The organism is Phytobacter sp. V91, assembly GCF_965644225.1.
GTDB lineage: Bacteria > Pseudomonadota > Gammaproteobacteria > Enterobacterales > Enterobacteriaceae > CBFFRJ01.
In genome coordinates this window covers 12561-36475 of sequence record NZ_CBFFRJ010000026.1, presented here as the reverse complement: position 1 = coordinate 36475, position 23915 = coordinate 12561, and the positions used below count along the sequence as shown (strand labels likewise).

The 23915-nt window shown below is 55.2% G+C and carries 19 protein-coding genes and 1 riboswitch; of the genes, 13 read left to right on the top strand and 6 right to left on the bottom strand.

Annotation, left to right across the window (positions count from 1 at the left end):
• Nucleotides 1-32 precede the first annotated feature (32 nt).
• Nucleotides 33-788 carry a type I 3-dehydroquinate dehydratase gene (aroD, locus tag ACSZO4_RS07590; RefSeq protein ID WP_437888277.1) on the top strand — a complete coding sequence of 252 codons (756 nt, stop codon included), beginning with the start codon at nt 33-35 and terminating at the stop codon, nt 786-788.
• Between the two features lie 45 nt (nt 789-833).
• Here the strand turns inward: aroD and ACSZO4_RS07585 are convergent, their stop codons facing one another.
• Nucleotides 834-1730 carry a LysR family transcriptional regulator gene (locus ACSZO4_RS07585; RefSeq protein ID WP_437888276.1) on the bottom strand — a complete coding sequence of 299 codons (897 nt, stop codon included), beginning with the start codon at nt 1728-1730 and terminating at the stop codon, nt 834-836.
• A 227-nt stretch (nt 1731-1957) separates the two neighbouring features.
• On the opposite strand from ACSZO4_RS07585, the gene ACSZO4_RS07580 reads away from it, so the two are divergent.
• Entirely contained in the window at nt 1958-3268 is a 1311-nt protein-coding gene (locus tag ACSZO4_RS07580) for an MFS transporter (protein ID WP_437888275.1), read from the top strand.
• 41 nt (nt 3269-3309) lie between these two features.
• On the opposite strand, the gene ACSZO4_RS07575 is transcribed toward ACSZO4_RS07580, so the two are convergent.
• Nucleotides 3310-4491 (bottom strand): sugar efflux transporter, encoded by a 1182-nt coding sequence (locus ACSZO4_RS07575; protein WP_437888274.1) that lies wholly within the window; start codon nt 4489-4491, stop codon nt 3310-3312.
• A gap of 224 nt (nt 4492-4715) precedes the next feature.
• Nucleotides 4716-4868 carry a glucose uptake inhibitor SgrT gene (gene sgrT / locus ACSZO4_RS07570; protein ID WP_437888273.1) on the bottom strand — a complete coding sequence of 51 codons (153 nt, stop codon included), beginning with the start codon at nt 4866-4868 and terminating at the stop codon, nt 4716-4718.
• Between the two features lie 88 nt (nt 4869-4956).
• Here sgrT and sgrR point away from each other — a divergent pair, with 88 nt between their 5' ends.
• The 4 genes from sgrR (at nt 4957) to thiQ (ending at nt 10031) form a co-directional block, all read left to right on the top strand.
• Nucleotides 4957-6612: an HTH-type transcriptional regulator SgrR gene (gene sgrR, locus ACSZO4_RS07565; RefSeq protein WP_437888272.1), complete on the top strand. Its 1656-nt coding sequence runs from the start codon at nt 4957-4959 to the stop codon at nt 6610-6612.
• A 36-nt stretch (nt 6613-6648) separates the two neighbouring features.
• A riboswitch (TPP riboswitch) is annotated at nt 6649-6748 on the top strand.
• A 34-nt stretch (nt 6749-6782) separates the two neighbouring features.
• The gene (thiB, locus tag ACSZO4_RS07560) at nt 6783-7766 is read left to right on the top strand and encodes a thiamine ABC transporter substrate binding subunit (protein ID WP_437888271.1); all 984 of its coding nucleotides are present in this window, start codon (nt 6783-6785) and stop codon (nt 7764-7766) included.
• Entirely contained in the window at nt 7742-9352 is a 1611-nt protein-coding gene (gene thiP, locus ACSZO4_RS07555; RefSeq protein ID WP_437888270.1) for a thiamine/thiamine pyrophosphate ABC transporter permease ThiP, read from the top strand. Before thiB ends, thiP begins: the two co-directional genes overlap by 25 nt.
• Nucleotides 9336-10031 (top strand): thiamine ABC transporter ATP-binding protein ThiQ, encoded by a 696-nt coding sequence (gene thiQ, locus ACSZO4_RS07550; RefSeq protein ID WP_437888269.1) that lies wholly within the window; start codon nt 9336-9338, stop codon nt 10029-10031. Before thiP ends, thiQ begins: the two co-directional genes overlap by 17 nt.
• Here the strand turns inward: thiQ and ACSZO4_RS07545 are convergent.
• The gene (locus tag ACSZO4_RS07545; protein ID WP_437888268.1) at nt 10024-10788 is read right to left on the bottom strand and encodes a DedA family protein; all 765 of its coding nucleotides are present in this window, start codon (nt 10786-10788) and stop codon (nt 10024-10026) included. The two genes, thiQ and ACSZO4_RS07545, sit on opposite strands and share 8 nt — an antisense overlap.
• Nucleotides 10789-10915: 127 nt before the next feature.
• Entirely contained in the window at nt 10916-11761 is an 846-nt protein-coding gene (araC, locus tag ACSZO4_RS07540; RefSeq protein ID WP_437888267.1) for an arabinose operon transcriptional regulator AraC, read from the bottom strand.
• A gap of 336 nt (nt 11762-12097) precedes the next feature.
• On the opposite strand from araC, the gene araB reads away from it, so the two are divergent.
• From araB to rluA, 7 genes are all read left to right on the top strand, one after another.
• A complete protein-coding gene (gene araB / locus ACSZO4_RS07535) occupies nt 12098-13792 on the top strand; it encodes a ribulokinase (protein WP_437888266.1) in 1695 nt (564 codons plus the stop codon).
• Between the two features lie 10 nt (nt 13793-13802).
• The gene (araA, locus tag ACSZO4_RS07530) at nt 13803-15305 is read left to right on the top strand and encodes an L-arabinose isomerase (RefSeq protein WP_437888265.1); all 1503 of its coding nucleotides are present in this window, start codon (nt 13803-13805) and stop codon (nt 15303-15305) included.
• A gap of 51 nt (nt 15306-15356) precedes the next feature.
• Nucleotides 15357-16052 (top strand): L-ribulose-5-phosphate 4-epimerase, encoded by a 696-nt coding sequence (gene araD, locus ACSZO4_RS07525; RefSeq protein WP_437888264.1) that lies wholly within the window; start codon nt 15357-15359, stop codon nt 16050-16052.
• 138 nt (nt 16053-16190) lie between these two features.
• Nucleotides 16191-16814, top strand: coding sequence for a YdcF family protein (locus ACSZO4_RS07520; RefSeq protein ID WP_437888263.1), 624 nt, complete (start codon nt 16191-16193; stop codon nt 16812-16814).
• 50 nt (nt 16815-16864) lie between these two features.
• Nucleotides 16865-19216: a DNA polymerase II gene (gene polB, locus ACSZO4_RS07515; protein ID WP_437888262.1), complete on the top strand. Its 2352-nt coding sequence runs from the start codon at nt 16865-16867 to the stop codon at nt 19214-19216.
• 128 nt (nt 19217-19344) lie between these two features.
• Nucleotides 19345-22251 carry an RNA polymerase-associated protein RapA gene (rapA, locus tag ACSZO4_RS07510; RefSeq protein ID WP_437888261.1) on the top strand — a complete coding sequence of 969 codons (2907 nt, stop codon included), beginning with the start codon at nt 19345-19347 and terminating at the stop codon, nt 22249-22251.
• A gap of 10 nt (nt 22252-22261) precedes the next feature.
• Nucleotides 22262-22921 carry a bifunctional tRNA pseudouridine(32) synthase/23S rRNA pseudouridine(746) synthase RluA gene (gene rluA / locus ACSZO4_RS07505; RefSeq protein ID WP_437888260.1) on the top strand — a complete coding sequence of 220 codons (660 nt, stop codon included), beginning with the start codon at nt 22262-22264 and terminating at the stop codon, nt 22919-22921.
• Between the two features lie 102 nt (nt 22922-23023).
• Here rluA and djlA read toward each other — a convergent pair whose 3' ends face one another.
• Entirely contained in the window at nt 23024-23836 is an 813-nt protein-coding gene (gene djlA, locus ACSZO4_RS07500) for a co-chaperone DjlA (RefSeq protein ID WP_437888259.1), read from the bottom strand.
• Nucleotides 23837-23915: the final 79 nt, after the last annotated feature.

Here is a 23915-nt window from a genome sequence, read left to right as displayed (position 1 = left end):
AAGCTCAGCGAAAAAGAATTATGGATACCAAAATGATAAATACAGTAACGGTTAAAAATATTACCTTCCAGGAGGGGAAAACCCTGATCTGCGTACCGCTGATCGGTAAAACCCTCGACGATTTGCAAACCAATGCCCGTTCGCTGACCAGCGCCGGGGCCGATCTGATTGAGTGGCGCGTTGACCATTTTACTCAGGTGAGAGACGCAGGGCAGGTTCAGCAGGCACTGGCTGCAATTCGCCAGTTGCTGGCAGATATCCCGCTGTTGTTTACCTTCCGCAGCAAACGTGAAGGCGGCGAAACGGAAATCAGTGACGAGGCCTACTTTGCACTCAATCGTCAGGCCGCCCAGAGTGGGCTGGTCGATCTGATTGATATTGAGCTGTTCAACGATGAAGCGCAGATCCGCACGGTGATCGATACAGCTCATGCAAACGGGGTGAAAGTTATCATGAGTAACCATGATTTCTACAAAACCCCTGCCGAGGAAGATATTGTCTATCGCCTTCGCCGTATGCAGGATCTCGGTGCCGATCTGCCGAAAATTGCAGTCATGCCGCAGTCGCCGCGTGATGTGCTGACGCTACTGTCCGCCACTCTGAAAATGAAAGAGCACTATGCAACACGCCCTGTCATCACCATGTCGATGGCAAAACTGGGCGGCGTCAGCCGTGTGACGGGGCGAATTTTTGGTTCAGCCATGACATTCGGTACTGCAGGTCAGGCCTCGGCGCCGGGTCAGATAGCCATTACTCAGTTGCGTGAAATGATGGATATCCTGTCCTGATAACCCGTGAAACAGTTGCCCGGAGCCAGGCTCCGGGCAACTGATTTAACGCTTCTTCTGGCTGTCATCAATGACAAAATTTTTAAACGACTGAATTGCAGGAGAAAGCACCCTGTCTTTCATGGTCGCCAGATAGATAAACCGGGGGGGTATTTTGTTTTTGATCGCCAGGATATGCACATTGTAGTTCGCGAGTGCAGAAATTCGCGGCATGATGGCAATCCCGTAATCAATGCTCACCAGTCCCGCCATCGCCGTATCCTCTTCAACATAGCAGGCAATATCCGGCACCAGCTTCTGCTGAATAAATACGTTATCGATAAAAGGCCGTAAGCCACTATTTTCGGAAAAGTAGATATAGGGGTAATGAATAGTTTCAACAAGGTCGACATCATCTTTGTATAATTTTGCGAGCGGATGTTCCTTCGCCGTGACGACAACCAACTCCTGCTGAATGATGGGGATAAAATCGATATCCGGCTCATCGGCAATATAAGAGCAAATAGCCAGATCGGTACGCCCTGACTTTAACTCCTGTAAAAGCGTCAGTGACGTTCCCTGAGTAAAAGAAAAGGTTACATTATGGCGGGAAGGCGTTACAGAATATTGATGAATTAGCTGCGGAACAACATATTCACCCATGGTATAGATAAAAGCAATGCGAATATTTTCTTTGCTATCCATTCCACTTTTTTGCAACGTCATACGCCCGTTCTCTAACGACGTCAGGGCATCTTCAACATAGGGAAGAAAGCGTTTCCCATTTTGCGTGATCTCGACATTGCGACCCTTTCTGGCAAACAACGATACGCCAAGCTCTTTCTCCAGCTCAGAGATAGCATGACTTAGCGAAGGTTGGGTGATGAAAAGGCTGGAGGCGGCTTCAGTGTAATGCTCGGTTTCTGAGAGTCGCTTAAAATAATAAAGTTGCTTTAGGTTCATTATTTTTGACCGTATAATATAAGATAAAATCGCTGCATTAAATATAGCATAAAGGAAATATCCAACGGTTATAAAAGCGAAAATAACCGTGTAACATCAAAATATTACCGGGCACTGTGATCAGTATGTAACAAAACGGTTCATAATATGAGAAGCAGCGGATCCAGAAAGTATTTTTGCATATACAGATATATGCAAAAATATTTTAAACTTTAAAGGATGTGCACATGAGGACAATTGCGAATCAGGAAAGCACCGTGCCGTTAACCGCGACGAGGAAAAGAAGCCGGGCGAGAATTGTAATTTTATTGTTATTATCTGTTGGCACAATGATTAATTATCTCGACCGCACCATTTTGGGTATTGTCGCGCCAGCATTGACCAGCGAACTGCATATTGATCCGGCAATGATGGGGATCGTCTTCTCTGCTTTTGCCTGGACCTATGCTCTGGCGCAAATCCCCGGAGGCATGTTTTTAGACAGGTTCGGCAACAAAATAACCTATGCCCTTGCCATCTTTTTCTGGTCAACCTTCACCCTTATGCAGAGCTTTGCCCTGGGTTTAAAATCCTTACTGCTCTTTCGCTTAGGGCTGGGCATCAGTGAAGCGCCCTGTTTTCCGGTCAACAGCCGGGTGGTCGGGACATGGTTTCCCCAGCATGAGCGAGCCCGTGCAACCGCCACCTACACCGTTGGGGAATATATCGGCCTTGCTGCATTTTCCCCACTGTTATTTTTAATTCTCGAACATCATGGCTGGAGAACGCTCTTTTTCATTACCGGCGGGTTAGGTATCGCATTCACCTTCGTGTGGTGGAAATATTACCGTGAGCCACATGAATCTACGACCGTAAATAAAGAAGAGCTGGATTACATTGGCATTGGAAATAAAGAGAGCGCGAATCAAAATATTCCCTTTAACTGGTCCGATGCCAAACGTCTGCTCTGTTGTCGGCAGGTCATCGGCGCAAGTTTAGGGCAGTATGCTGGCAATACCACACTGGTTTTCTTTCTGACCTGGTTCCCCACGTATCTGGCTCAGGAGCGCCAGTTACCCTGGCTTCATGTGGGTTTGTTCGCCACCTGGCCGTTTCTCGCCGCCGCGATTGGCATCATTTTCGGCGGCTGGGTATCCGATAAACTGCTGAAAAAAACCGCCTCGGTAAACATCAGCAGAAAACTGCCGATCATTAGCGGATTGCTCCTCTCAAGCTTTATTATAAGCGCTAACTGGGTGTCCAATAATACGCTGGTCATCGTCATTATGTCGGTTGCTTTCTTTGGTCAGGGAATGGTCGGGCTGGGCTGGACATTAATTTCTGACATCGCGCCAAAAAATATGGCGGGGCTGACCGGCGGAATATTTAATTTCTGTGCCAATATGGCGTCGATCATTACACCATTAATTATTGGCTTTATTATTGCCGGAACCGGTAACTTCTTTTACGCGCTCATCTACATAGGCTTAACGGCGTTGATTGGTCTGGTGGCCTACATATTTATCATCGGCGATATCAAGCGGATCGAGCTCAATTGACTGGAGGCTCCCGGCATCTGCCCCGCCGGGAGTTCTATAGATTAGGCGCTTTCTTTGACCCGCACGGTCAGGAGCAACGTCAGCAACGAAAACGCGACTATCACCCAGTATACCGAGGCATGGCCATAGCTTTGCGCCAGCGCGCCCTGAATCACCCCGGCCATAATAACCCCGGTAGAAATACTGTTGGTGAACAGCGTTGTCGCAGAGCCGGCACGCCCCGGCATCAAATCCTGGAACCACAACATGCCGATCCCGGCGATAATGCCAATAAAAATGGCATTGAAAATTTGCAGCCCCAGCAAGGCTTCGCGGCTATGGAACACCAGCAGACCCGCATAGAACAACACGCCAGCCATGACTGCACCAATCATCATCTTACGTTTACCAAAGCGCTTAACGTAGTAGCCCGCAAGGATCATGGCCGGTATTTCCAGCCCTGCCGCTGTCCCCATTAACACGCCAGCCAGACTGTCAGGCAGCCCCAGCACCGAGCTAATCCATAGCGGCATATCAATGATGTACATGGTGTTGCAGGTCCACATCAGCGTGGAGGCGATAAACAACATGCGCACATTGCTGTTATTCCAGCCGCGCACCTGGGTAACGGCAATATCAGCAGGTTGTTCCACCCGTTTCACGGAAGGCAGCCATAAAGCAATCAACACGAGGCTAATCACAAAAATCCCGGCGGCAATCACGTACATGGCGGTGAAGCCATAATTGAGCGCCAGCATAAATGCCAGCGGCGGGCCAATGACCCAGGCAACGGAAATCTGGGCACGCATAATGGAGCTGAACATCACCACTTCCCGCGCCGAACTGTCTGCGTATTCCCGGGCCAGAGCAAAAAGCTGCGGCATCGCGGTACTCGCCAGTGAAGCAAGAAACACACCGCAGGTAATGAGCGTCAGGTAGTGGCGGTTAAAAGCGAAGAGGAGTGCGTTACCCGCCGCCATCAGGCAGCAGAACATGATCAGCTTGCGCCTGTCGCCACGACTATCTGAACGCTTCGCAAGCCCGAGGCTCACCACGATACCGGCCACGGCGTTTACCGTATAAAACAGCCCCACCCAGAAGGGCTCAACACCCACTTCGCGGCTGAGAAAAAGGCTCAGTGTCGGGGCCTGTAGCGCGCCAGCGACGCCGATCATAAACGCGACCATCATAAAAGCGAGGTATATGCCGTTCAGGCGGCGTCCCATCGTCATCAACCAGAGCATAAAAATCCTTTGCATGCGTAGAAGCGAAAAAAGCCAGCAGATAATACCTGCTGGCGTGGTGATTCGCACCAATACTCAGTCACACATGATGGCTGCAATTCAGGGTTTAAACCCGTCATACTTCACGTTGCCTCTTTGTTGGCTTCGCTCACCCACCCCAGTCGCATAGTTGTCTATGCTCATGGGGATGACTTCGCTTGCCGTCGCGATGCAACCCGAATTATTTAGGGTTTAGAGACCGGGGATGTCACATTCCACTGCATTAATTCTTCGAGCATTCTCAGTCGCTGTTCAGCATTCGGGCATTGAAGCCAGGATGCTCTCTGCGACGCGCGAAAATACGCTAAGTAAAATTGCCGGGTAAATGATCTCTTCATACTCCCCTCCTCGCTTTCATCGAAGAGAATTATTGGCTTAATATAGGGATTAATAAATTGATGACTTTTCCTCAGGAGTTCCCCTTTTATGTCTTCTGGCCGCCTGCAACAACAGTTCATCCGCCTGTGGCAATGCTGTGACGGAAAATCACAGGAAACCACGCTCAATGAGCTGGCAGAGTTACTGAGCTGTTCGCGCCGTCATATGCGTACCCTGCTCAATACCATGCAGGCTCGCGGGTGGTTGACCTGGGATGCGGAAGCCGGGCGTGGCAAGCGTTCGCGGCTGACCTTCCTCTATACCGGACTGGCGCTCCAGCAGCAGCGCGCAGAAGACCTGCTGGAGCAGGATCGTATTGATCAACTGGTGCAACTGGTCGGCGATAAGAGCGCCGTCCGCCAGATGCTGGTGTCCCACCTTGGCCGCAGTTTTCGTCAGGGGCGACATATCCTGCGGGTGCTCTACTACCGGCCGCTACGCAATTTACTGCCCGGTACCGCCCTGCGCCGCTCGGAAACCCATATGGCCCGGCAAATCTTCAACGCCCTGACCCGTATAAATGAGGCAAATGGGGAACTGGAAGCGGATATTGCCCACCACTGGAAGCAAATTACCCCCTTGCACTGGCGTTTTTATTTGCGCCCCGGCATTCATTTTCATCATGGTCGCGAGCTGGAAATGAGCGATGTTATCGCCTCTCTCCAGCGAGTAAGCGAGCTGCCGCTCTACTCACATATCACCCAGGTGCTCTCTCCGACGCCCTGGACACTGGATATCCATCTGAATCAAGCGGATAACTGGCTGCCCTGGCTGGTAGGCCATATTCCGGCAATGATCCTGCCGCAGGAATGGAGCACGATGCCCCATTTCTCCAGCCATCCGGTCGGCACCGGTCCCTACGCAGTAACGCGTAACAATAACAACCAGCTTAAAATTCACGCTTTTGACGACTACTTTGGTTTTCGCGCCCTGATTGATGAAGTTAACGTCTGGGTATTACCCGAAATAGGCGATGAACCTAATGGCGGCCTGACGATTGACGGCCCCACCGACAGTGAAAAAGCGGTTGAAAGTCGTCTTGAGGAAGGCTGCTATTACCTGCTTTTCGATGCCCGCTCAAAGCGCGGCGCCAACCAGGCTGTACGCGACTGGATAAGTCAGGTGCTGTCTCCGAGCAATCTGCTGTACCACGCCGACGTTCACTATCAACGCTACTGGTTCCCTGCCTACGGCCTGCTGCCACGCTGGCATCATGCACGCCCTGCCAACGGTGAAAAACCCGCCGGGCTGGAGTCGCTGACCCTGACTTTTTACCGCGACCATAACGAACACCGGGCCATTGCCAGTATTATGAGCGCGCTGCTCGCCAGCCATGGCGTACGCCTTGATATTCAGGAGGTCGAGTACGCGCAGTGGCACGCCGGAGAAATGGTCAGTGATATCTGGCTTAACAGCGCAAACTTTACGCTGCCGCTCGATTTTTCACTCTTCGCGCACCTCTATGAAGTGCCGCTGATTCAGCACTGCGTACCGCTCGACTGGCAGGCCGATGCCGCTCGCTGGCGGGCTGGCGAAATGAATCTTGCGACCTGGTGCCAGCAACTGCTGGCGAGTAAAGCGATGATGCCGCTTATCCATCACTGGCTGATAATCCAGGGCCAGCGAAGCATGCGTGGGCTACGGATGAACACGCTCGGCTGGTTTGACTTTAAATCCGCATGGTTTGCCCCGCCGGATCCATAACGCTTTGTGAAAACGTACAAAATCATTACAATGTTGCGGTGCTCAACGGGGTGCTGCGCGTAAGCGTGTGCTGAGAAAATACCCGTCGAACCTGATCCGGATAACGCCGGCGAAGGGATTTGAGGCTCTCGCTCAAAATCCTTTGCCACCTACATTTTTTGAGGTGCAAAGTGCTTAAAAAAGTTCTGCCCGTCATGCTGCTCGTCGCAGCCCCTGTTTTTGCCAAACCGACGCTCACCGTTTATACCTACGACTCCTTTGCTGCCGACTGGGGTCCGGGTCCGGTGGTAAAAAAAGCCTTCGAAGCTGACTGCAATTGCGAGCTGAAATTCGTGGCGCTGGAAGATGGCGTATCCCTGCTCAATCGTCTGCGTATGGAAGGCAAAAACAGCAAAGCTGACGTGGTGCTGGGGCTGGATAACAACCTGCTTGAAGCCGCATCACAGACCAACCTGTTTGCTAAAAGCGGTGTGGCCGTCGATGCTCTCAGCGTTCCGGGCGGCTGGAAAAACGACACCTTCGTCCCCTTCGATTACGGCTGGTTCGCCTTTGTCTACGACAAAACCAAACTGCAAAACCCGCCGAAAAGCCTGAAAGAGCTGGTCGAAAGCGAACAGAAATGGCGGGTGATTTATGAAGATCCCCGCACCAGCACGCCGGGTCTCGGCCTGCTGCTGTGGATGCAAAAAGTCTATGGCGACAAATCCCCGGAAGCCTGGAAAAAGCTGGCGGCCAAAACCGTCACAGTCACCAAAGGGTGGAGCGAGGCTTACGGTCTGTTCCTCAAAGGTGAAGGCGATCTGGTGCTGAGCTACACCACCTCTCCGGCGTACCACATTATCGAAGAGAAAAAAGAGCAGTATGCGGCGGCTAACTTCAGCGAAGGTCACTATTTACAGGTTGAGGTCGCAGCCCGCACCGCAGCAAGTAAACAACCTGAACTGGCGGAAAAATTCCTCAACTTTATGATTTCTCCTGCATTCCAGAATGCGATCCCGACCGGTAACTGGATGTATCCGGTAACCAGCGTGACGCTGCCGGACGGCTTTAACAGCCTGGTAAAACCGCAGACCTCTCTGGAATACACCCCACAGCAGGTTTCCTCCCAACGCGCCGACTGGATCAGTGCATGGCAACGCGCCGTCAGCCGTTAATTGCCGGCTGGCTTGCTCCCGGTTTGATCGCCGCCACCCTCATGGTGGCGGTGGCCTTAGCCGCGTTTTTTGCCCTCCAGAAACATGCGCCTGCCACCGATCTTCTGGCCCTGACTCAGGACAGCTATCTGTGGTATGTGGTGCGTTTTTCTTTCTGGCAGGCTTTTCTTTCCGCTTTGCTCTCCGTCGTTCCGGCGATATTTCTCGCCCGCGCCTTGTACCGTCGACGTTTCCCCGGGCGCCTCGCTCTACTGCGCTTATGCGCCATGACGCTGATCCTCCCGGTGCTGGTCGCCGTTTTCGGTATCCTCAGTGTCTATGGCCGCCAGGGCTGGCTGGCCTCGGCATCGTCTGCGATAGGTCTGGAGTGGACCTTCTCGCCCTACGGGTTACAGGGCATTCTGCTGGCGCACGTCTTCTTTAACCTTCCCATGGCCTCACGCTTACTGCTCCAGACGCTGGAACAGATCCCCGGTGAGCAGCGCCAGCTGGCGGCCCAGTTAGGCATGCGCGGCTGGTCATTCTTCCGTTACGTCGAATGGCCATGGCTGCGGCGACAGATCCCACCCATTGCGGCCCTGATTTTTATGCTCTGTTTCGCCAGCTTTGCCACCGTACTGTCGCTGGGCGGCGGGCCGCAGGCCACCACCATTGAGCTGGCGATTTACCAGGCGCTTAGTTACGACTTCGACCCAGGCAGAGCAGCATTGCTGGCGCTGATTCAAATGCTCTGCTGTCTCGGCCTGGTGCTGCTCAGCCAACGGTTAAGTAAAGCCTTTGCCGTCGGCAGTCATCAGATTCAGGGCTGGCGCGATCCGCAGGACAGAACGTTCAGCCGCATCTGTGATTACACATTGATTACCCTGGCGCTGATGCTGCTTTTACCGCCGCTGCTGGCGGTGATCCTCGATGGGTTGAATCTTAGTCTGCTGCATGTCCTTGCCCAGCCAGTGCTCTGGCAGGCGCTGTGGACGTCGCTGCGCATTGCGCTCTCGGCAGGCCTGCTGTGCGTCATCCTCACCATGATGTTGCTGTGGAGCAGTCGCGAACTGCGTATCCGCCAATATACCCTTGCCGGGCAGGCGCTGGAGATGAGCGGAATGCTGATTCTGGCGATGCCTGGAATTGTGCTGGCTACCGGTTTTTTCCTGCTGCTCAATGACAGTATTGGTTTGCCCGCCAGCGCCGATGGCATTGTTATCTTCACCAATGCTCTGATGGCGATCCCCTACGCCTTAAAAGTGCTGGAAACACCCATGCGCGATCTGACGGCGCGATACAGCCTGCTCTGTCAGTCGCTGGGAATGTCTGGCTTTAGTCGCCTGCGGGTCGTGGAGCTGCGGGCGCTAAGAGGGCCGCTGGCCCAGGCGCTGGCCTTTGCCTGCGTGCTTTCGATCGGTGATTTTGGCGTCGTTGCGCTGTTTGGTAATGACGACTTTCGCACGCTTCCCTTCTATCTTTATCAGCAGATAGGCTCTTATCGCACCCAGGATGGGGCGGTGACCGCGCTTATTCTGCTGGTGCTGTGTTTCTCACTGTTCACTCTTATCGAAAAACTTCCGGGCCGCCATGCTAAGACTGATTGATGTAACCTGGCTGTACCAGCATTTACCCATGCGCTTCACCCTGTCAGTAAAACAGGGGGAGCTGGTGGCGGTCCTTGGGCCAAGCGGCGCCGGGAAAAGCACCCTGCTGAATCTGGTGGCCGGCTTTCTGACGCCAGCAAGCGGCACCCTGATGATTGAAAATAGCGAGCACACCCATACCGCACCCGCAAAGCGGCCGGTGTCGATGCTGTTTCAGGAAAACAACCTCTTCGCCCATCTGACGGTCCGGCAGAATATCGGCCTGGGGCTGGATCCAGGCCTGAAACTGTCCAGCGCCCAGAGCAGTAAGCTGGACACCATCGCCGCCACCATGGGGCTGGAAACGCTATTGGATCGTCTGCCTGCTGCGCTTTCAGGCGGTCAACGCCAGCGCGTCGCCCTGGCCCGTTGCCTGGTGCGCGAGCAGCCGGTGCTGCTGCTGGATGAGCCGTTCTCGGCTCTCGATCCGGCGTTACGCCAGGAGATGCTGACCCTGGTTCAGGACGTGTGCCGCCGCCAGCAACTCACGCTGCTGATGGTGTCGCATAGTGTCGAAGATGCGGCAAGGATCGCCCCCCGCTCACTGGTGATTGCCGACGGGCGCATTGCCTGGGACGGAAAAACCGATGACCTGCTGAGCGGCAAAGCCCCGGTTTCTGCCCTGCTGGGGATCACATAACGACTTTGGTGAGTATCTCAAAGTAGACTGGCATCAGCGGATGGCGTACCAGCACCGTTACCGCGATAACTGCGGCGCAAATCAACAAAGGCGCCAGCCAGAACAGGCGACGGCGCGGCAGGTATGTGGAGAGCTTATCAAGCCCAGCTTTCTTGCTGCGCCACAGCCGCCAGCACATCCAGCATGCCAGCCAGAGCAATACCGCGGCCAGTACCAACAGCCATTTAAATCCGCCGCTTTGTTCACCCGCCGGAATATCTATCGCCGCCCCCGCCAGGATCCCCGGCAGGAAATAAAACGGCGGCCATAACAAGCAGCCAATGATATTCGGCGTGACAAATTTCGCCACCGGCAGATCAAGCATGCCCGCCACCATCGGGATCAATGGTCGCGTCGGGCCAACAAAGCGCCCGACCAGAATGGTAAACATGCTGTGTTGATGCAGCGCATGTTCGGTTTTATCCAGCAAGGCTTTGTTCTTTTGCAGAAGCGACAACCGGTGCAGCGGCTGCTTAAAACGCCAGCCGAGCCAGAAGGAGATCCAGTCCCCCAAAAGACATCCGACGATCCCCGCAAGCCAGGCATGCCAGAAATTCACCTCGCCACTGCCAATCAGCGCGCCGAGGGCGGCCATCATTACCGTGCCAGGCAAAATTAATCCCACCAGCGCAAGGGATTCGAAAAAGGCGACCAGCGCAATCGCAATCAGCGAGTAAGTGGCTGATTGTGTAATAAAATGTTCCAGCAATGCTTGCATAAACTATCCGGTTGAGTAACGATGGCGGAATTCTCCGGGGACGGAGCGCCAGGGTCAATCTTAAATTATCCGAATAGTTTAGCGATCCCGCGATCCCCTCGCGAAATTCCTTGCGCTTCTTTACCCTTTATTCACATCCTGCACGAAATTCACTGGGGCTGGCGCCGGTGCATTTTTTAAATACCCGCGAGAAGTAGAGCTGATCCTCAAACCCGACGTTGCGTCCGACGCTGGCAATGGGCATCCGGGTGGTGCTCAGCAGCAGCTTGGCCTGGCTGATACGCTGGTCCTCGCGCCAGCTCAGAACACTGACCCCCAGTTGCTGGCGAAACAGGTGTGACAGGCGCGACGGTGACAGGCAGACATGTTGCGCTACTCCCGCAATATCAAAATGGCTGTCCGCCAGATGATCGCTGATGTACTGACAGGCATCGCGTACACGGTTATCCAGCGGAGGATGCAAAGACTCATTGATGGCGTCCATCCGCCTTAGCAGCAACTGCTCCAGCAGGTTGATTGCCAGCAGTTCGGCATAACGCCCGCCGCTCTGTCCGGCATCAATAATTTGCCCGAACAGTTCGCTAAACTGCGCCAGATGCCGATCGTCAGGACGATAAAATCCGGTCTGGGCGAAAATCGTTGGCCAGCTTAACCACTCATGCCAGTACGCCCGGGGACGAAAATAGACCCACTGGTGATACCACTCGCTGGCATCAGGATGGCGGCCATAGTGGTGAATTTCCCCCGGCGGAAACAACAGCATATCCCCTGGACGACAGACGTATTGCTTGCCGTTATTATCGACAACCCCTTCGCCGCGCACAGTAAAGTTCAGAATATAGCCCTTCATGCCGAGAGGTCTGTCGATAAAAAAATCGAGATAACCTTCCGACTCAATGGGCGTCAATCCCGCCACAAGGTGCGCATTAAACGAGTAACCCGGCAGCAGCGGATCGTTTTGAGACTCAGCCATAAACGCAATACTCCGATTGTCATTCAGGAAACCAATTGTCCATATTGATACGCGTTTCATTCTGCACGCATTTTGACCGGGCACAAAGAAATCGCCGTCACTTTCAACCCCGCCAGATAAAAGAATTTATGCCACTTTTACTCAACTGAAAGGGATCAAAAGGGTCAACCAAAGTGTCTATAAAGGTGGCAGAAATGTCCACATCGAATTTTTGCACGGCGTCACACTTTGCACTTACATAGCATTATTGTCCATAAGATTAGCGAATACTGCCTGACGCTTTTTTCAGTCGATCTCTATGTTTCTCCATAAGGTTATTCTTCATGGAGCAACAGGATGGCAATTACAATTGGCCTCGATTTCGGCAGCGATTCAGTACGAGCACTGGCAGTAGACTGTGCCTCTGGCGAAGAGCTCGCCGAAAGCGTCGAGTGGTATCCCCGCTGGCAGGAAGGACGCTATTGCGACGCGGCGCACAACCGGTTCCGTCACCATCCCCGGGACTATATTGAGTCGATGGAAGCGGCGGTCAAAACCGTCCTGGCGGAGCTTACCGACGCCCAGCGTCAGAGCGTGAAAGGGATTGGCGTTGACAGCACGGGCTCAACCCCCGCCCCCATTGATGCCGAAGGACGCGTTCTTGCTTTACGTCCGGAATTCGCCGACAACCCCAACGCCATGTTCGTGTTGTGGAAAGACCATACCGCAGTGGAAGAAGCAGAAGCCATCACTGCGCTGTGCCACAAACCCGGCAGGACCGACTACTCCCGTTATATCGGCGGCATTTACTCCAGCGAATGGTTCTGGGCGAAAATCCTGCATGTGACCCGTGCAGACCGGGACGTCGCCCAGGCTGCGGCGTCATGGATTGAGCTGTGCGACTGGGTACCGGCCCTGCTTTCCGGCACCACCCGCCCGCAGGACATTCGCCGGGGACGTTGCAGCGCCGGGCACAAATCCTTATGGCACGAAAGCTGGGGCGGTCTGCCTCCAGCCAGTTTCTTCGACGAGCTGGATCCGCTGCTTAACAAACACCTTCCGACGCCGCTCTTTACCGAGACCTTTACCGCCGATCTACCGGTCGGCACCTTAACGTCTGAATGGGTGCAGCGCCTGGGCTTGTCCGAATCGGTGGTGATTTCCGGCGGCGCATTTGACTGCCATATGGGGGCCGTCGGCGCCGGGGCGCAGCCCAACACGCTGGTTAAGGTGATTGGCACCTCCACCTGCGACATTCTGATTGCGGATAAGCCGAGCGTAGGCGACCGCGCGGTCAAGGGTATCTGCGGGCAGGTGGATGGCAGCGTGGTGCCGGACTTTATTGGCCTTGAGGCCGGGCAATCCGCTTTCGGCGATATCTACGCCTGGTTTGGCCGCATTCTTGGCTGGCCGCTGGAGCAGCTTTCGCTGGCGCATCCTGAGCTGAAAACCCAGATTAAAGAGAGCCAGAAACAACTGCTGCCGGCCCTGACCGCCGCCTGGGCGAAAAATCCCTCACTTGAACATCTGCCGGTGGTTCTGGACTGGTTTAACGGCCGCCGTACCCCGAACGCCAACCAGCGCCTGAAAGGGGTGATTACCGATCTCAACCTCGCCACCGACGCGCCAGCCCTTTTTGGCGGGCTGATTGCCGCCACCGCCTTTGGCGCACGCGCCATTATGGAATGTTTTACCGAACAGGGTATCGCCGTGGATAACGTGATGGCCCTTGGCGGTATCGCCCGTAAAAACCCGGTCATCATGCAGGCCTGCTGCGATGTGCTCAATCGGCCGCTGCAAATCGTCGCCTCCGATCAGTGCTGTGCGCTCGGCGCGGCCATTTTTGCCGCCGTCGCTGCAGGCGTGCACAGCAACATTCCAGCCGCACAACAGCAGATGGCAAGCCAGATCGAAAATACGCTGCAACCCGTGGCCGCGCAGGCCGAGCGCTTTGAACAACTCTATCGCCGCTACCAGCAATGGGCGAAAAGCGCCGAGCTTCACTATCTCCCCGTAGTCGCGCCGGCAACCCAGGCAGCGCTCACACACTAAGGACACAATAATGACCATTTTTGATAATTATGAAGTTTGGTTTGTGATTGGCAGCCAACACCTGTACGGACCCGAAGCCCTGCGTCAGGTGACGCAGCATGGCGAACAAGTCGTGAACGCCCTGAATGCAGAAGCCAAATTGCCCTGTAAGCTGGTCCTGAAACCACTCGGCACCTCGCCGGATGAAATTACCGCCATCTGCCGCGATGCCAACTACGATGACAAATGCGCCGGTATGGTGGTGTGGCTGCATACCTTCTCACCGGCCAAAATGTGGATTAACGGCCTGACTATCCTCAATAAACCGTTGCTGCAGTTCCATACCCAGTTCAACGCCGCCCTGCCATGGGACAGCATTGATATGGACTTTATGAACCTTAATCAGACTGCCCACGGCGGCCGTGAATTCGGCTTTATCGGCGCCCGTATGCGCCAGCAGCATGGGGTGGTAACCGGCCACTGGCAGGATAAAAAAGCCCACCAGCGCATTGGCGCCTGGATGCGCCAGGCGGTCTCTAAACAGGATACCCGTCACCTGAAAGTGTGCCGTTTTGGCGACAATATGCGTGAAGTAGCGGTGACCGACGGCGATAAAGTGGCGGCGCAAATCAAATTCGGCTTCTCAGTGAATACCTGGCCGGTGGGCGATCTGGTGCAGGTGGTCAACAGCATCAGCGAAGGTGATATCAGTGCGCTGGTTGATGAGTATGAGAGCAGCTATCGTCTGACCGCCGCCGCTCAGGTAAACGGCGACAAACGGCAGAATGTGATTGATGCCGCCCGTATTGAACTGGGGATGAAACGCTTCCTCGAACAGGGTGGCTTCCATGCGTTCACCACCACCTTTGAAGATTTACACGGCCTGAAACAGCTTCCGGGCCTGGCGGTTCAACGCCTGATGCAGCAAGGCTATGGCTTTGCCGGGGAAGGCGACTGGAAAACTGCCGCTCTGCTTCGCATCATGAAGGTGATGTCGACCGGTCTGCAGGGCGGCACCTCCTTTATGGAAGACTATACCTACCACTTCGAAGAGAACAACGATCTGGCGCTCGGCTCTCATATGCTGGAAGTGTGCCCGACCATTGCGCTGGATGAAAAACCGATCCTCGACGTGCAGTATCTCGGCATTGGCGGCAAAGCGGATCCGGCGCGTCTGATCTTCTCCACCAAAACCGGCCCGGTCATTAATGCCAGCCTGATTGATCTTGGCGATCGCTTCCGTCTGCTGGTCAACTGCGTCGATGCCGTTAAAACGCCGCACGCGCTGCCGAAACTGCCGGTTGCCAACGCTCTGTGGAAAGCCCAGCCGGATCTGCAAACCGCATCCGAAGCCTGGATCCTTGCCGGCGGCGCGCACCACACCGTATTTAGCCACTCTCTGACCCTCGACGATATGCGTCAGTTCACTGAACTGCACGGTATCGAACTTGCTGTTATCGACAACGACACCCGCCTGCCCGCCTTTAAAGACGCGCTGCGCTGGAACGAAGTGTATTACGGCTCCAAACGTTAACAGGGGAACATTTGGCCTGCTCCGGCAGGCCGCTTTTTCCTGGAGGAAAGTATGTTAGAGAATCTTAAGCAGCAGGTGCAGGAAGCCAATCTTGCCCTGCCAAAGCACAATCTGGTGACCCTGACCTGGGGTAACGTGAGCGCGGTGGATCGCGAACGCGGCGTGCTGGTGATCAAGCCTTCCGGGGTCGATTACAGCGTGATGACCGCTGAAGATATGGTCGTCGTCAGTCTGGAAACGGGCGAAGTCGTGGAGGGGAAAAAGAAACCCTCTTCGGATACGCCAACCCACCGCCTGCTCTATCAGGCCTTCCCGACCATTGGCGGTATCGTCCACACCCACTCCCGCCACGCCACCATCTGGGCGCAGGCCGGGCAGTCCATCCCTGCAACAGGCACCACCCATGCGGACTATTTCTACGGCCCGGTGCCCTGTACCCGTAAAATGACCGATGCGGAAATTAACGGCGAGTACGAGTGGGAAACCGGCAATGTGATTGTCGAAGCCTTTAAAACCCAGGGCATCGACCCGGCGCAAATGCCCGGCGTGCTGGTTCATTCCCACGGCCCTTTCGCCTGGGGAAAAAACGCGGACGACGCGGTGCATAACGCCATCGTGCTGGAGGAAGTGGCCTATATGGGCATTTTCTGCCGCCAGCTCACCCCGGATCTTCCGCCAATGCAGCAAACCCTGCTCGATAAACACTACCTGCGTAAGCATGGCGCTAAAGCCTATTACGGGCAGTAAGCCTCTTTTGCGCTAAGCGGAGCAGTTGGCTGCTTCGCTTATCCTGCTGCATAAACTGCATATTCTCCTGACAACATCGGCGCTAAAATGGTCATTTTCATGCCGGACATGCGCTGAAGAAGCCGGAGAATAAAGTTGGTGAAAATAAAGAAAGCAGGAAAATGGCTGCTGCTGTGTGCGTTCACCGCATTCATCATCTTCATGTTTAACGCCGTTGCGATTTACCGATTTGCTTTGCACGATGAAACACGCAAAGCGGATTGCGCGATTGTGGCAGGGGCAGGGATCCGTGGGGATCTCCCCGGCCCGGTCTTTGCTGCCCGCCTGGATCATGCCATTGCGCTGTATATGGATGGTAAGGTTAATACGCTAATTCTGACCGGCGGTTATAGCCCTGATGCCAGTCAGTCGGATGCTGCTATCGCCCGCCAGTATGTGTTAAATCACGGTATTCCAGCCTCGCGAATTTTTATCGATGAGCAGTCCCGCGTGACGCGTGAAAATATCCGCAATGCAAAACAAATTATGACGCGCCAGCAGCTGAAAACGGCCCTGTTGGTCAGCGATCCCCTTCATATGCTCCGTATGCGCCTTATCGCCAGAGATAATGACATCGCTGGCTGGTCATCGCCCACCTCCACCAGCAGATACCATTCATGGTCAACGCAATTACCGTTTTTGCTTCGTGAATCCTTCTACTATACGGGCTACCGCCTGTTACGGTTGATGCCGGAGATACCTGTACAAAAAATCAGTACCTGAGCGCAATCCAGGCTATAATCGCGCTGATACTGACTGAATGAGAGAATGGCGTGGCGCAAGCAGGCTTTTTACTGACCCGGCACTGGCGAGACACGCCGCAGGGGACTGAGGTGGTCTTCTGGCTGGCCACGGACAACGGGCCATTACAGGTCGTCTTACCGCCGCAGGAGTCGGTGGCCTTTATCCCATCTACCCAGGTCTCTCAGGCCCGACGACTTCTCGCCGCAGAGCAGCATGTGCGCTTCGAGCCGTTGCAATTGCTGGATTTCCATCGTCAGCCGGTCCACGGCCTATACTGCCAGGCTCACCGCCAGTTGATGCGATGCGAGAAACTGCTGCGCGATGGCGGGGTGACGGTCTATGAAGCCGACGTGCGCCCGCCCGAGCGTTTTTTGATGGAGCGTTTTATCACCGCTCCGGTGTGGGTCGACGGCACACAACAGGGCGAGCGGCTGATCAATGCCCGCCTGAAGCCCAATCCGCACTATCGCCCCTCCCTCAAATGGGTCTCGCTGGATATCGAAACCACCCGCAATGGCGAGCTGTATTGCATTGGGCTTGAAGGTTGCGGCCAGCGCAGGGTCTATATGCTGGGTCCGGCCAATGGCGACGCATCCGGGGTCGATTTTCAGCTGGAGTACGTCAACAGTCGCCCGCAACTGCTGGAGAAGCTCAACGCCTGGTTTGCCGGGCACGATCCGGATGTCATCATCGGCTGGAATCTGGTGCAGTTCGATCTGCGGGTGTTGCAGAAAAGCGCCGAGCGTTATCGTATTCCCCTTCTCCTCGGGCGCGGCAATACCCCGCTGGAGTGGCGCGAGCACGGTTTTAAAAACGGCGTATTTTTCGCCCAAGCCGCTGGCCGGGTCATTATCGATGGCATTGAAGCGCTGAAATCCGCCTTCTGGAGCTTCTCCTCCTTTTCGCTGGAAGCGGTGTCGCAGGAGCTGCTGGGGGAAGGCAAAGCCATGGATAACCCCTGGGATCGGATGGACGAGATCGACCGCCGGTTTGCCGAAGATAAACCGGCCCTCGCCACCTATAACCTTAAAGACTGTGAACTGGTGACGCGCATTTTCCACAAAACGGAAATCATGCCGTTTTTACTCGAACGCGCGACGGTCAACGGCCTGGCCATCGATCGCCATGGTGGTTCGGTCGCAGCCTTTGGTCATCTCTATTTTCCCCGGATGCACCGCGCCGGTTATGTGGCCCCAAATCTCGGCGACGTGCCGCCGCAGGCCAGCCCAGGCGGTTATGTTATGGACTCGCGCCCCGGCCTGTATGACTCGGTGCTGGTGCTTGATTACAAGAGCCTGTACCCGTCGATCATTCGCACCTTCCTGATTGATCCGGTAGGGCTGGTGGAAGGCATGGCGCAGCCCAATGCCGGGCACAGTACCGAAGGTTTTCTCGGGGCCTGGTTCTCCCGCCAGACTCACTGCCTGCCGGAAATTGTCGGGCAGATCTGGCACGGACGCGATGAGGCCAAGCGCACCGGCAATAAGCCGCTCTCCCAGGCGCTGAAGATCATCATGAATGCTTTTTATGGCGTACTCGGCACCAGCGCCTGTCGCTTCTTCGATCCTCGCCTCGCCTCATCGATCACCATGCGGGGCCATGAGATCATGCGTCAGACCAGGGCGCTAATTGAAGAGCAGGGCTATGACGTTATTTATGGCGACACCGACTCAACCTTTGTCTGGCTGAAAAAGGCCCATAGTGAGGACGAGGCGGCGCGCATCGGTCGTGAGCTGATAACCCACGTGAACGCCTGGTGGGCGGCGCATTTGCAGGCGCAAAACCTGACCAGTGCGCTGGAGCTGGAGTTTGAAACCCATTTTTGCCGTTTCCTGATGCCCACCATTCGCGGTACCGAGCAGGGCAGCAAGAAGCGTTACGCTGGCTTAATTCAGGAAGGTGAGAGCCAGCGTATGGTCTTTAAGGGGCTGGAGACGGTGCGTACCGACTGGACGCCGCTGGCCCAGGCGTTTCAGCAAACGCTCTACCTGCGCATCTTCCGCAATGAGCCCTGGCAGGATTATGTCCGCGAGACCATCAATAGCCTGATGGCCGGAGAGCTGGACGATCAGTTGATCTACCGTAAGCGCCTGCGCCGACCGCTGGCCGAATATGAACGCAATATACCGCCTCACGTGCGCGCCGCCCGTCTTGCCGATGAAAAGAATATGAAACGAGGACGTCCGGCGCAGTATCAAAACCGGGGAACGATCAAATACGTCTGGACGACGCAGGGCCCTGAGCCGATCGATTATCAACAGTCGCCGCTGGATTACGATCATTATTTAACCAAACAACTTATGCCGGTTGCCGAAGGAATCTTACCCTTCACCAACGTCGATTTTGCTACACTACTGACAGGGCAACTGGGACTGTTTTGATAGTGACGAAATCATTGTCATCCAGTACCATAGCGCCCTTTCTATTCCAGGCCCCAACATTAGACGCCCGCCCAACCCATGGACGGTGACGAACTATTGCCCGCAATTTGAGATATAGAGTTCATTTTATGCCCTTTAAACTTGGTCAACGCTGGATAAGTGACACGGAAAGCGAACTCGGACTTGGTACCGTCGTTGCGATGGATGCGCGAACAGTCACCCTCCTTTTTCCCGCGACGGGAGAAAACCGTCTTTACGCACGTAGCGACTCCCCCGTCACACGCGTCATGTTTAATCCTGGTGATACGGTAACCAGCCATGAAGGCTGGCAGATGAGCATCGAAGAAGTATTAGAAGAAAACGGCCTGCTCGCCTATATCGGAACCCGTCTGGACACTGAGGAAGCGAACATCATGCTGCGCGAGGTGATGCTCGACAGCAAACTGGTGTTCAGCAAACCGCAGGACCGACTGTTCGCCGGGCAAATCGACCGTATGGATCGTTTCGCGCTGCGCTATCGCGCACGTAAATACCAGAGCGAGCAATACCGCATGCCGTGGAGCGGTCTGCGTGGTCAGCGTACCAGCCTGATCCCCCACCAGTTGCATATCGCCCATGATGTCGGTCGTCGTCACGCGCCGCGCGTCCTGCTGGCAGATGAAGTGGGACTGGGTAAAACCATTGAAGCCGGGATGATCCTGCACCAGCAACTGCTGTCTGGCGCTGCGGAACGCGTGCTGATCGTCCTGCCAGAGACTCTCCAGCATCAGTGGCTGGTGGAGATGCTGCGCCGTTTCAACCTGCGCTTTGCGCTGTTTGATGATGAGCGCTATGCCGAAGCGCAGCACGATGCCGATAACCCCTTCGAAACCGAGCAACTGGTCATTTGCTCCCTGGATTTCGTGCGCCGCAGCAAGCAGCGTCTTGAGCATTTATGCGATGCAGAGTGGGATCTGATGGTGGTGGATGAAGCCCATCACCTCGTCTGGAGCGAAGAAGCCCCGAGCCGCGAATATATGGCGATTGAACAGCTGGCCGAACGCGTGCCGGGTATTTTGTTGCTGACCGCAACGCCGGAACAGCTGGGACTGGAGAGTCACTTCGCCCGTCTGCGTCTGTTGGATCCAAACCGTTTCCACGACTTTGCCCAGTTTGTCGATGAGCAACAGAACTACCGCCCGGTCGCCGATGCCGTCTCACTGCTGCTCGAAGGCGAGCGCCTGAGCGATGCCGACCTGAATATGCTGAGCGACCTGATTGGCGAGCAGGACATTGAACCCCTGCTGCAAACCGCCAACAGCGACAGAGAAGGCGCTGAGGCCGCGCGTCAGGAACTGATCGCCATGCTGATGGACAGGCACGGCACCAGCCGCGTGCTGTTCCGCAACACCCGTAACGGCGTGAAAGGCTTCCCGAAACGCGAGCTGCACACCATCAAGCTGCCGCTGCCAACCCAATACCAGACCGCCATCAAAGTCTCCGGCATTATGGGCGCGCGTAAGAGCCAGGAAGACCGCGCCCGCGACATGCTCTACCCGGAGCAGATTTACCAGGAGTTTGAAGGTGACACCGGTACCTGGTGGAACTTTGATCCGCGCGTGGAATGGTTAATGGGCTATCTCACCAGCCATCGCTCGCAGAAAGTGCTGGTTATTTGTGCCAAAGCCGCCACCGCGCTGCAACTGGAGCAGGTACTGCGCGAACGCGAAGGTATCCGTGCGGCCGTCTTCCACGAAGGGATGTCGATCATTGAGCGTGACCGTGCTGCGGCCTGGTTCGGTGAAGAAGACAGCGGCGCCCAGGTGCTGCTGTGCTCTGAAATCGGCTCTGAAGGGCGTAACTTCCAGTTCGCCAGCCATCTGGTGATGTTCGATCTGCCGTTTAACCCGGACCTGCTGGAGCAGCGTATTGGTCGTCTGGATCGTATCGGCCAGGCGCACGACATTCAGATCCATGTGCCGTATCTCGAAAAAACCGCCCAATCCGTGCTGGTATGCTGGTATCACGAAGGTCTGGACGCGTTTGAACATACCTGTCCGACTGGCCGCGCCATCTACGATAAAGTGCATACCAGCCTTATCAGTTACCTGGCGTCGCCGGAAGAGACCGAAGGCTTCGACGACCTGATCAAGAGCTGTCGTGAGCAGCACGATGCCCTGAAAGCGCAGCTTGAACAAGGCCGCGACCGTCTGCTGGAGATCCACTCTAACGGCGGCGAAAAGGCACAGGCGCTGGCAGAAAGCATTGAAGAACAGGACGACGACACCGGTCTTATCAGTTTCGCCATGAACCTGTTTGATATCGTCGGGATCAACCAGGACGATCGCGGGGAGAACATGATTGTTCTGACCCCATCGGATCATATGCTGGTGCCTGATTTCCCGGGTCTGCCGGAAGATGGCTGCACCATCACCTTTGAGCGTGATGTGGCCCTGTCCCGCGAAGATGCGCAGTTTATTACCTGGGAACATCCGCTGATCCGCAACGGTCTGGATCTGATCCTCTCCGGCGACACCGGTAGCAGCACCATTTCACTGCTGAAAAACAAAGCCCTGCCGGTGGGCACCCTGTTGCTGGAGCTGATTTACGTCGTTGAAGCCCAGGCGCCAAAACAGCTGCAACTGACGCGTTTCCTGCCGCCTACGCCGATCCGTCTGCTGGTCGATAAAAACGGAACCAACCTTGCAGGTCAGGTGGAGTTCGAGAGCTTTAACCGCCAGTTGAGCGCCGTCAACCGCCATACCGGCAGCAAACTGGTGAATGCAGTGCATCAGGATGTGCATACCATTTTGCAAAAAGGCGAAGCGCAGGTTGAACAAGCTGCCCTGGCGCTGATCGACGCGGCGAAAACGGAAGCGGATGAGAAGCTGTCCGCGGAACTCTCCCGCCTCGAGGCACTGCGTGCGGTGAACCCGAACATTCGTGATGACGAACTGAGTGCTATTGAAAGCAACCGTCAGCAGGTGCTGGAAAGCCTGTCGCAGGCGGGCTGGCGTCTTGATGCGTTGCGTCTTATCGTTGTAACCCATCAGTAACGGAGCGGGTATGGTACTGGAGTCCTACAATCCGCCACAGGATCCCTGGCTGGTCATTCTCTATCAGGATGAGCACATTTTGGTGGTCAACAAGCCCAGCGGCTTGTTGTCCGTGCCGGGACGCCTTGAGGAGCACAAAGACAGCGTAATGACGCGGGTGCAGCGCGATTTCCCTCTGTCTGAGTCGGTGCACCGTCTGGATATGGCGACCAGCGGCGTGATTGTAGTGGCACTGACCAAAGCCGCCGAGCGTGAGCTTAAGCGGCAGTTCCGTGAACGCGAACCGAAGAAGCAGTACGTGGCGCGCGTCTGGGGCCATCTGGAAAAAGAGACCGGGCTGGTGGATTTGCCGTTGATTTGCGACTGGCCGAATCGACCGAAGCAAAAGGTGTGCTTTGAAACCGGTAAGTCCGCGCAAACGGAGTATGAGGTGCTGGAGTTAGCGGCGGATAACAGCACCCGGGTACGGCTCAAACCCATCACCGGGCGCTCCCACCAGCTGCGCGTACATATGCAGGCGCTGGGGCATCCGATCCTCGGTGACCGGTTTTACGCAACGCCAGAAGCCTTAGCCATGGCGCCGCGTCTGTTACTGCATGCCGAAACGCTGACCATCACCCACCCGGCGTTTGGCAACAGTATGACCTTTAAAGCGCCGGTGGATTTTTAGTCCCGATCCCTTTTCCCCTCACCCTCTCCTCAATGAGGCGAGAGGATGGTTTTCTCCCTCTCCCTGAGGGAGAGGGTCGGGGTGAGGGTGAAAAACGGCGACTTATTTAAAGCCTTTTTGCTCTTTGATTAACTCGTAAGCCTTTTGAATTTCCTGCGCTTTCTGCTTCGCCATCTCCATCATCTCCGGCGGCAACCCTTTCGCCACCAGTTTATCCGGATGGTGTTCACTCATCTGCTTACGGTATGCGCGCTTGATAGTGGTCGCATCGTCCGTCGACTTCACTCCCAGCACATTGCAGGCATCTTCAAGCGTAGGGCCTCGTTGCGCCTGCTGCCAGCCGCCGCCCGATTGTTGCTGATAACCGCCACCAAACTGCGCGCCCCCCTGCATCATGCGCAGGAACTGGTCAAACTGGGTGCGTGAAATGCCCAGCTCTTCGGCAATGACATACAGCACTTCGCGTTCGTTCGGATGCAGAGAACCATCGGCAAAAGCCGCCTGGATCTGAATCTCCAGAAACATCCGAATTAAGTCAAAGCGCCCAAAACAGATACTACGGAACTGACGCATTTTCTCGCGTAACGGATAGTTATCCGCCTTACCTACGCGAAACGCCTGCTGCGCTGCGCTGCGAGAGTCACCATGCAGATTCATTCTGTCCATAAACAGGCTGGCGACCTGGATATCAGCTTCAGTAACGTGCCCTTTTGATTTGGTCAGATGCCCCATCACCTCAAAGGTGGTGGCGAAAAAGAGCGACTGGCGTTCCTGCTGATTGGCAAACCACGCCATTTTGCGGCTGCGCGCTTTATCAAACATATGCCCGATTAACAGGCCAAGGACTGCGCCCCAAAAGCCTCCGCCCATAATCAAAGCGATGACCAAACCCGCCACTTTTCCCCAATACTGCATATACTCCCCAAATCGTCATGCCGTCGGCTAAAATTTGCTTTATCATACCCGTCATTCTATGCCGTGCACAGGTACAGTC

Bases quoted from the DNA above. Each gene is read 5' to 3' on its own strand.
- araA (WP_437888265.1), top strand. From the start codon at position 13,803: ATGACCATTTTTGATAATTATGAAGTTTGGTTTGTGATTGGCAGCCAA.
- ACSZO4_RS07575 (WP_437888274.1), bottom strand. From the start codon at position 4,491: ATGCTCTGGTTGATGACGATGGGACGCCGCCTGAACGGCATATACCTC.
- ACSZO4_RS07545 (WP_437888268.1), bottom strand. From the start codon at position 10,788: ATGCAAGCATTGCTGGAACATTTTATTACACAATCAGCCACTTACTCG.
- thiP (WP_437888270.1), top strand. From the start codon at position 7,742: ATGGCAACGCGCCGTCAGCCGTTAATTGCCGGCTGGCTTGCTCCCGGT.
- djlA (WP_437888259.1), bottom strand. From the start codon at position 23,836: ATGCAGTATTGGGGAAAAGTGGCGGGTTTGGTCATCGCTTTGATTATG.
- aroD (WP_437888277.1), top strand. From the start codon at position 33: ATGATAAATACAGTAACGGTTAAAAATATTACCTTCCAGGAGGGGAAA.
- sgrT (WP_437888273.1), bottom strand. From the start codon at position 4,868: ATGAAGAGATCATTTACCCGGCAATTTTACTTAGCGTATTTTCGCGCG.
- araC (WP_437888267.1), bottom strand. From the start codon at position 11,761: ATGGCTGAGTCTCAAAACGATCCGCTGCTGCCGGGTTACTCGTTTAAT.
- ACSZO4_RS07580 (WP_437888275.1), top strand. From the start codon at position 1,958: ATGAGGACAATTGCGAATCAGGAAAGCACCGTGCCGTTAACCGCGACG.
- ACSZO4_RS07585 (WP_437888276.1), bottom strand. From the start codon at position 1,730: ATGAACCTAAAGCAACTTTATTATTTTAAGCGACTCTCAGAAACCGAG.
- araD (WP_437888264.1), top strand. From the start codon at position 15,357: ATGTTAGAGAATCTTAAGCAGCAGGTGCAGGAAGCCAATCTTGCCCTG.
- rapA (WP_437888261.1), top strand. From the start codon at position 19,345: ATGCCCTTTAAACTTGGTCAACGCTGGATAAGTGACACGGAAAGCGAA.
- rluA (WP_437888260.1), top strand. From the start codon at position 22,262: ATGGTACTGGAGTCCTACAATCCGCCACAGGATCCCTGGCTGGTCATT.
- sgrR (WP_437888272.1), top strand. From the start codon at position 4,957: ATGTCTTCTGGCCGCCTGCAACAACAGTTCATCCGCCTGTGGCAATGC.
- araB (WP_437888266.1), top strand. From the start codon at position 12,098: ATGGCAATTACAATTGGCCTCGATTTCGGCAGCGATTCAGTACGAGCA.
- thiQ (WP_437888269.1), top strand. From the start codon at position 9,336: ATGCTAAGACTGATTGATGTAACCTGGCTGTACCAGCATTTACCCATG.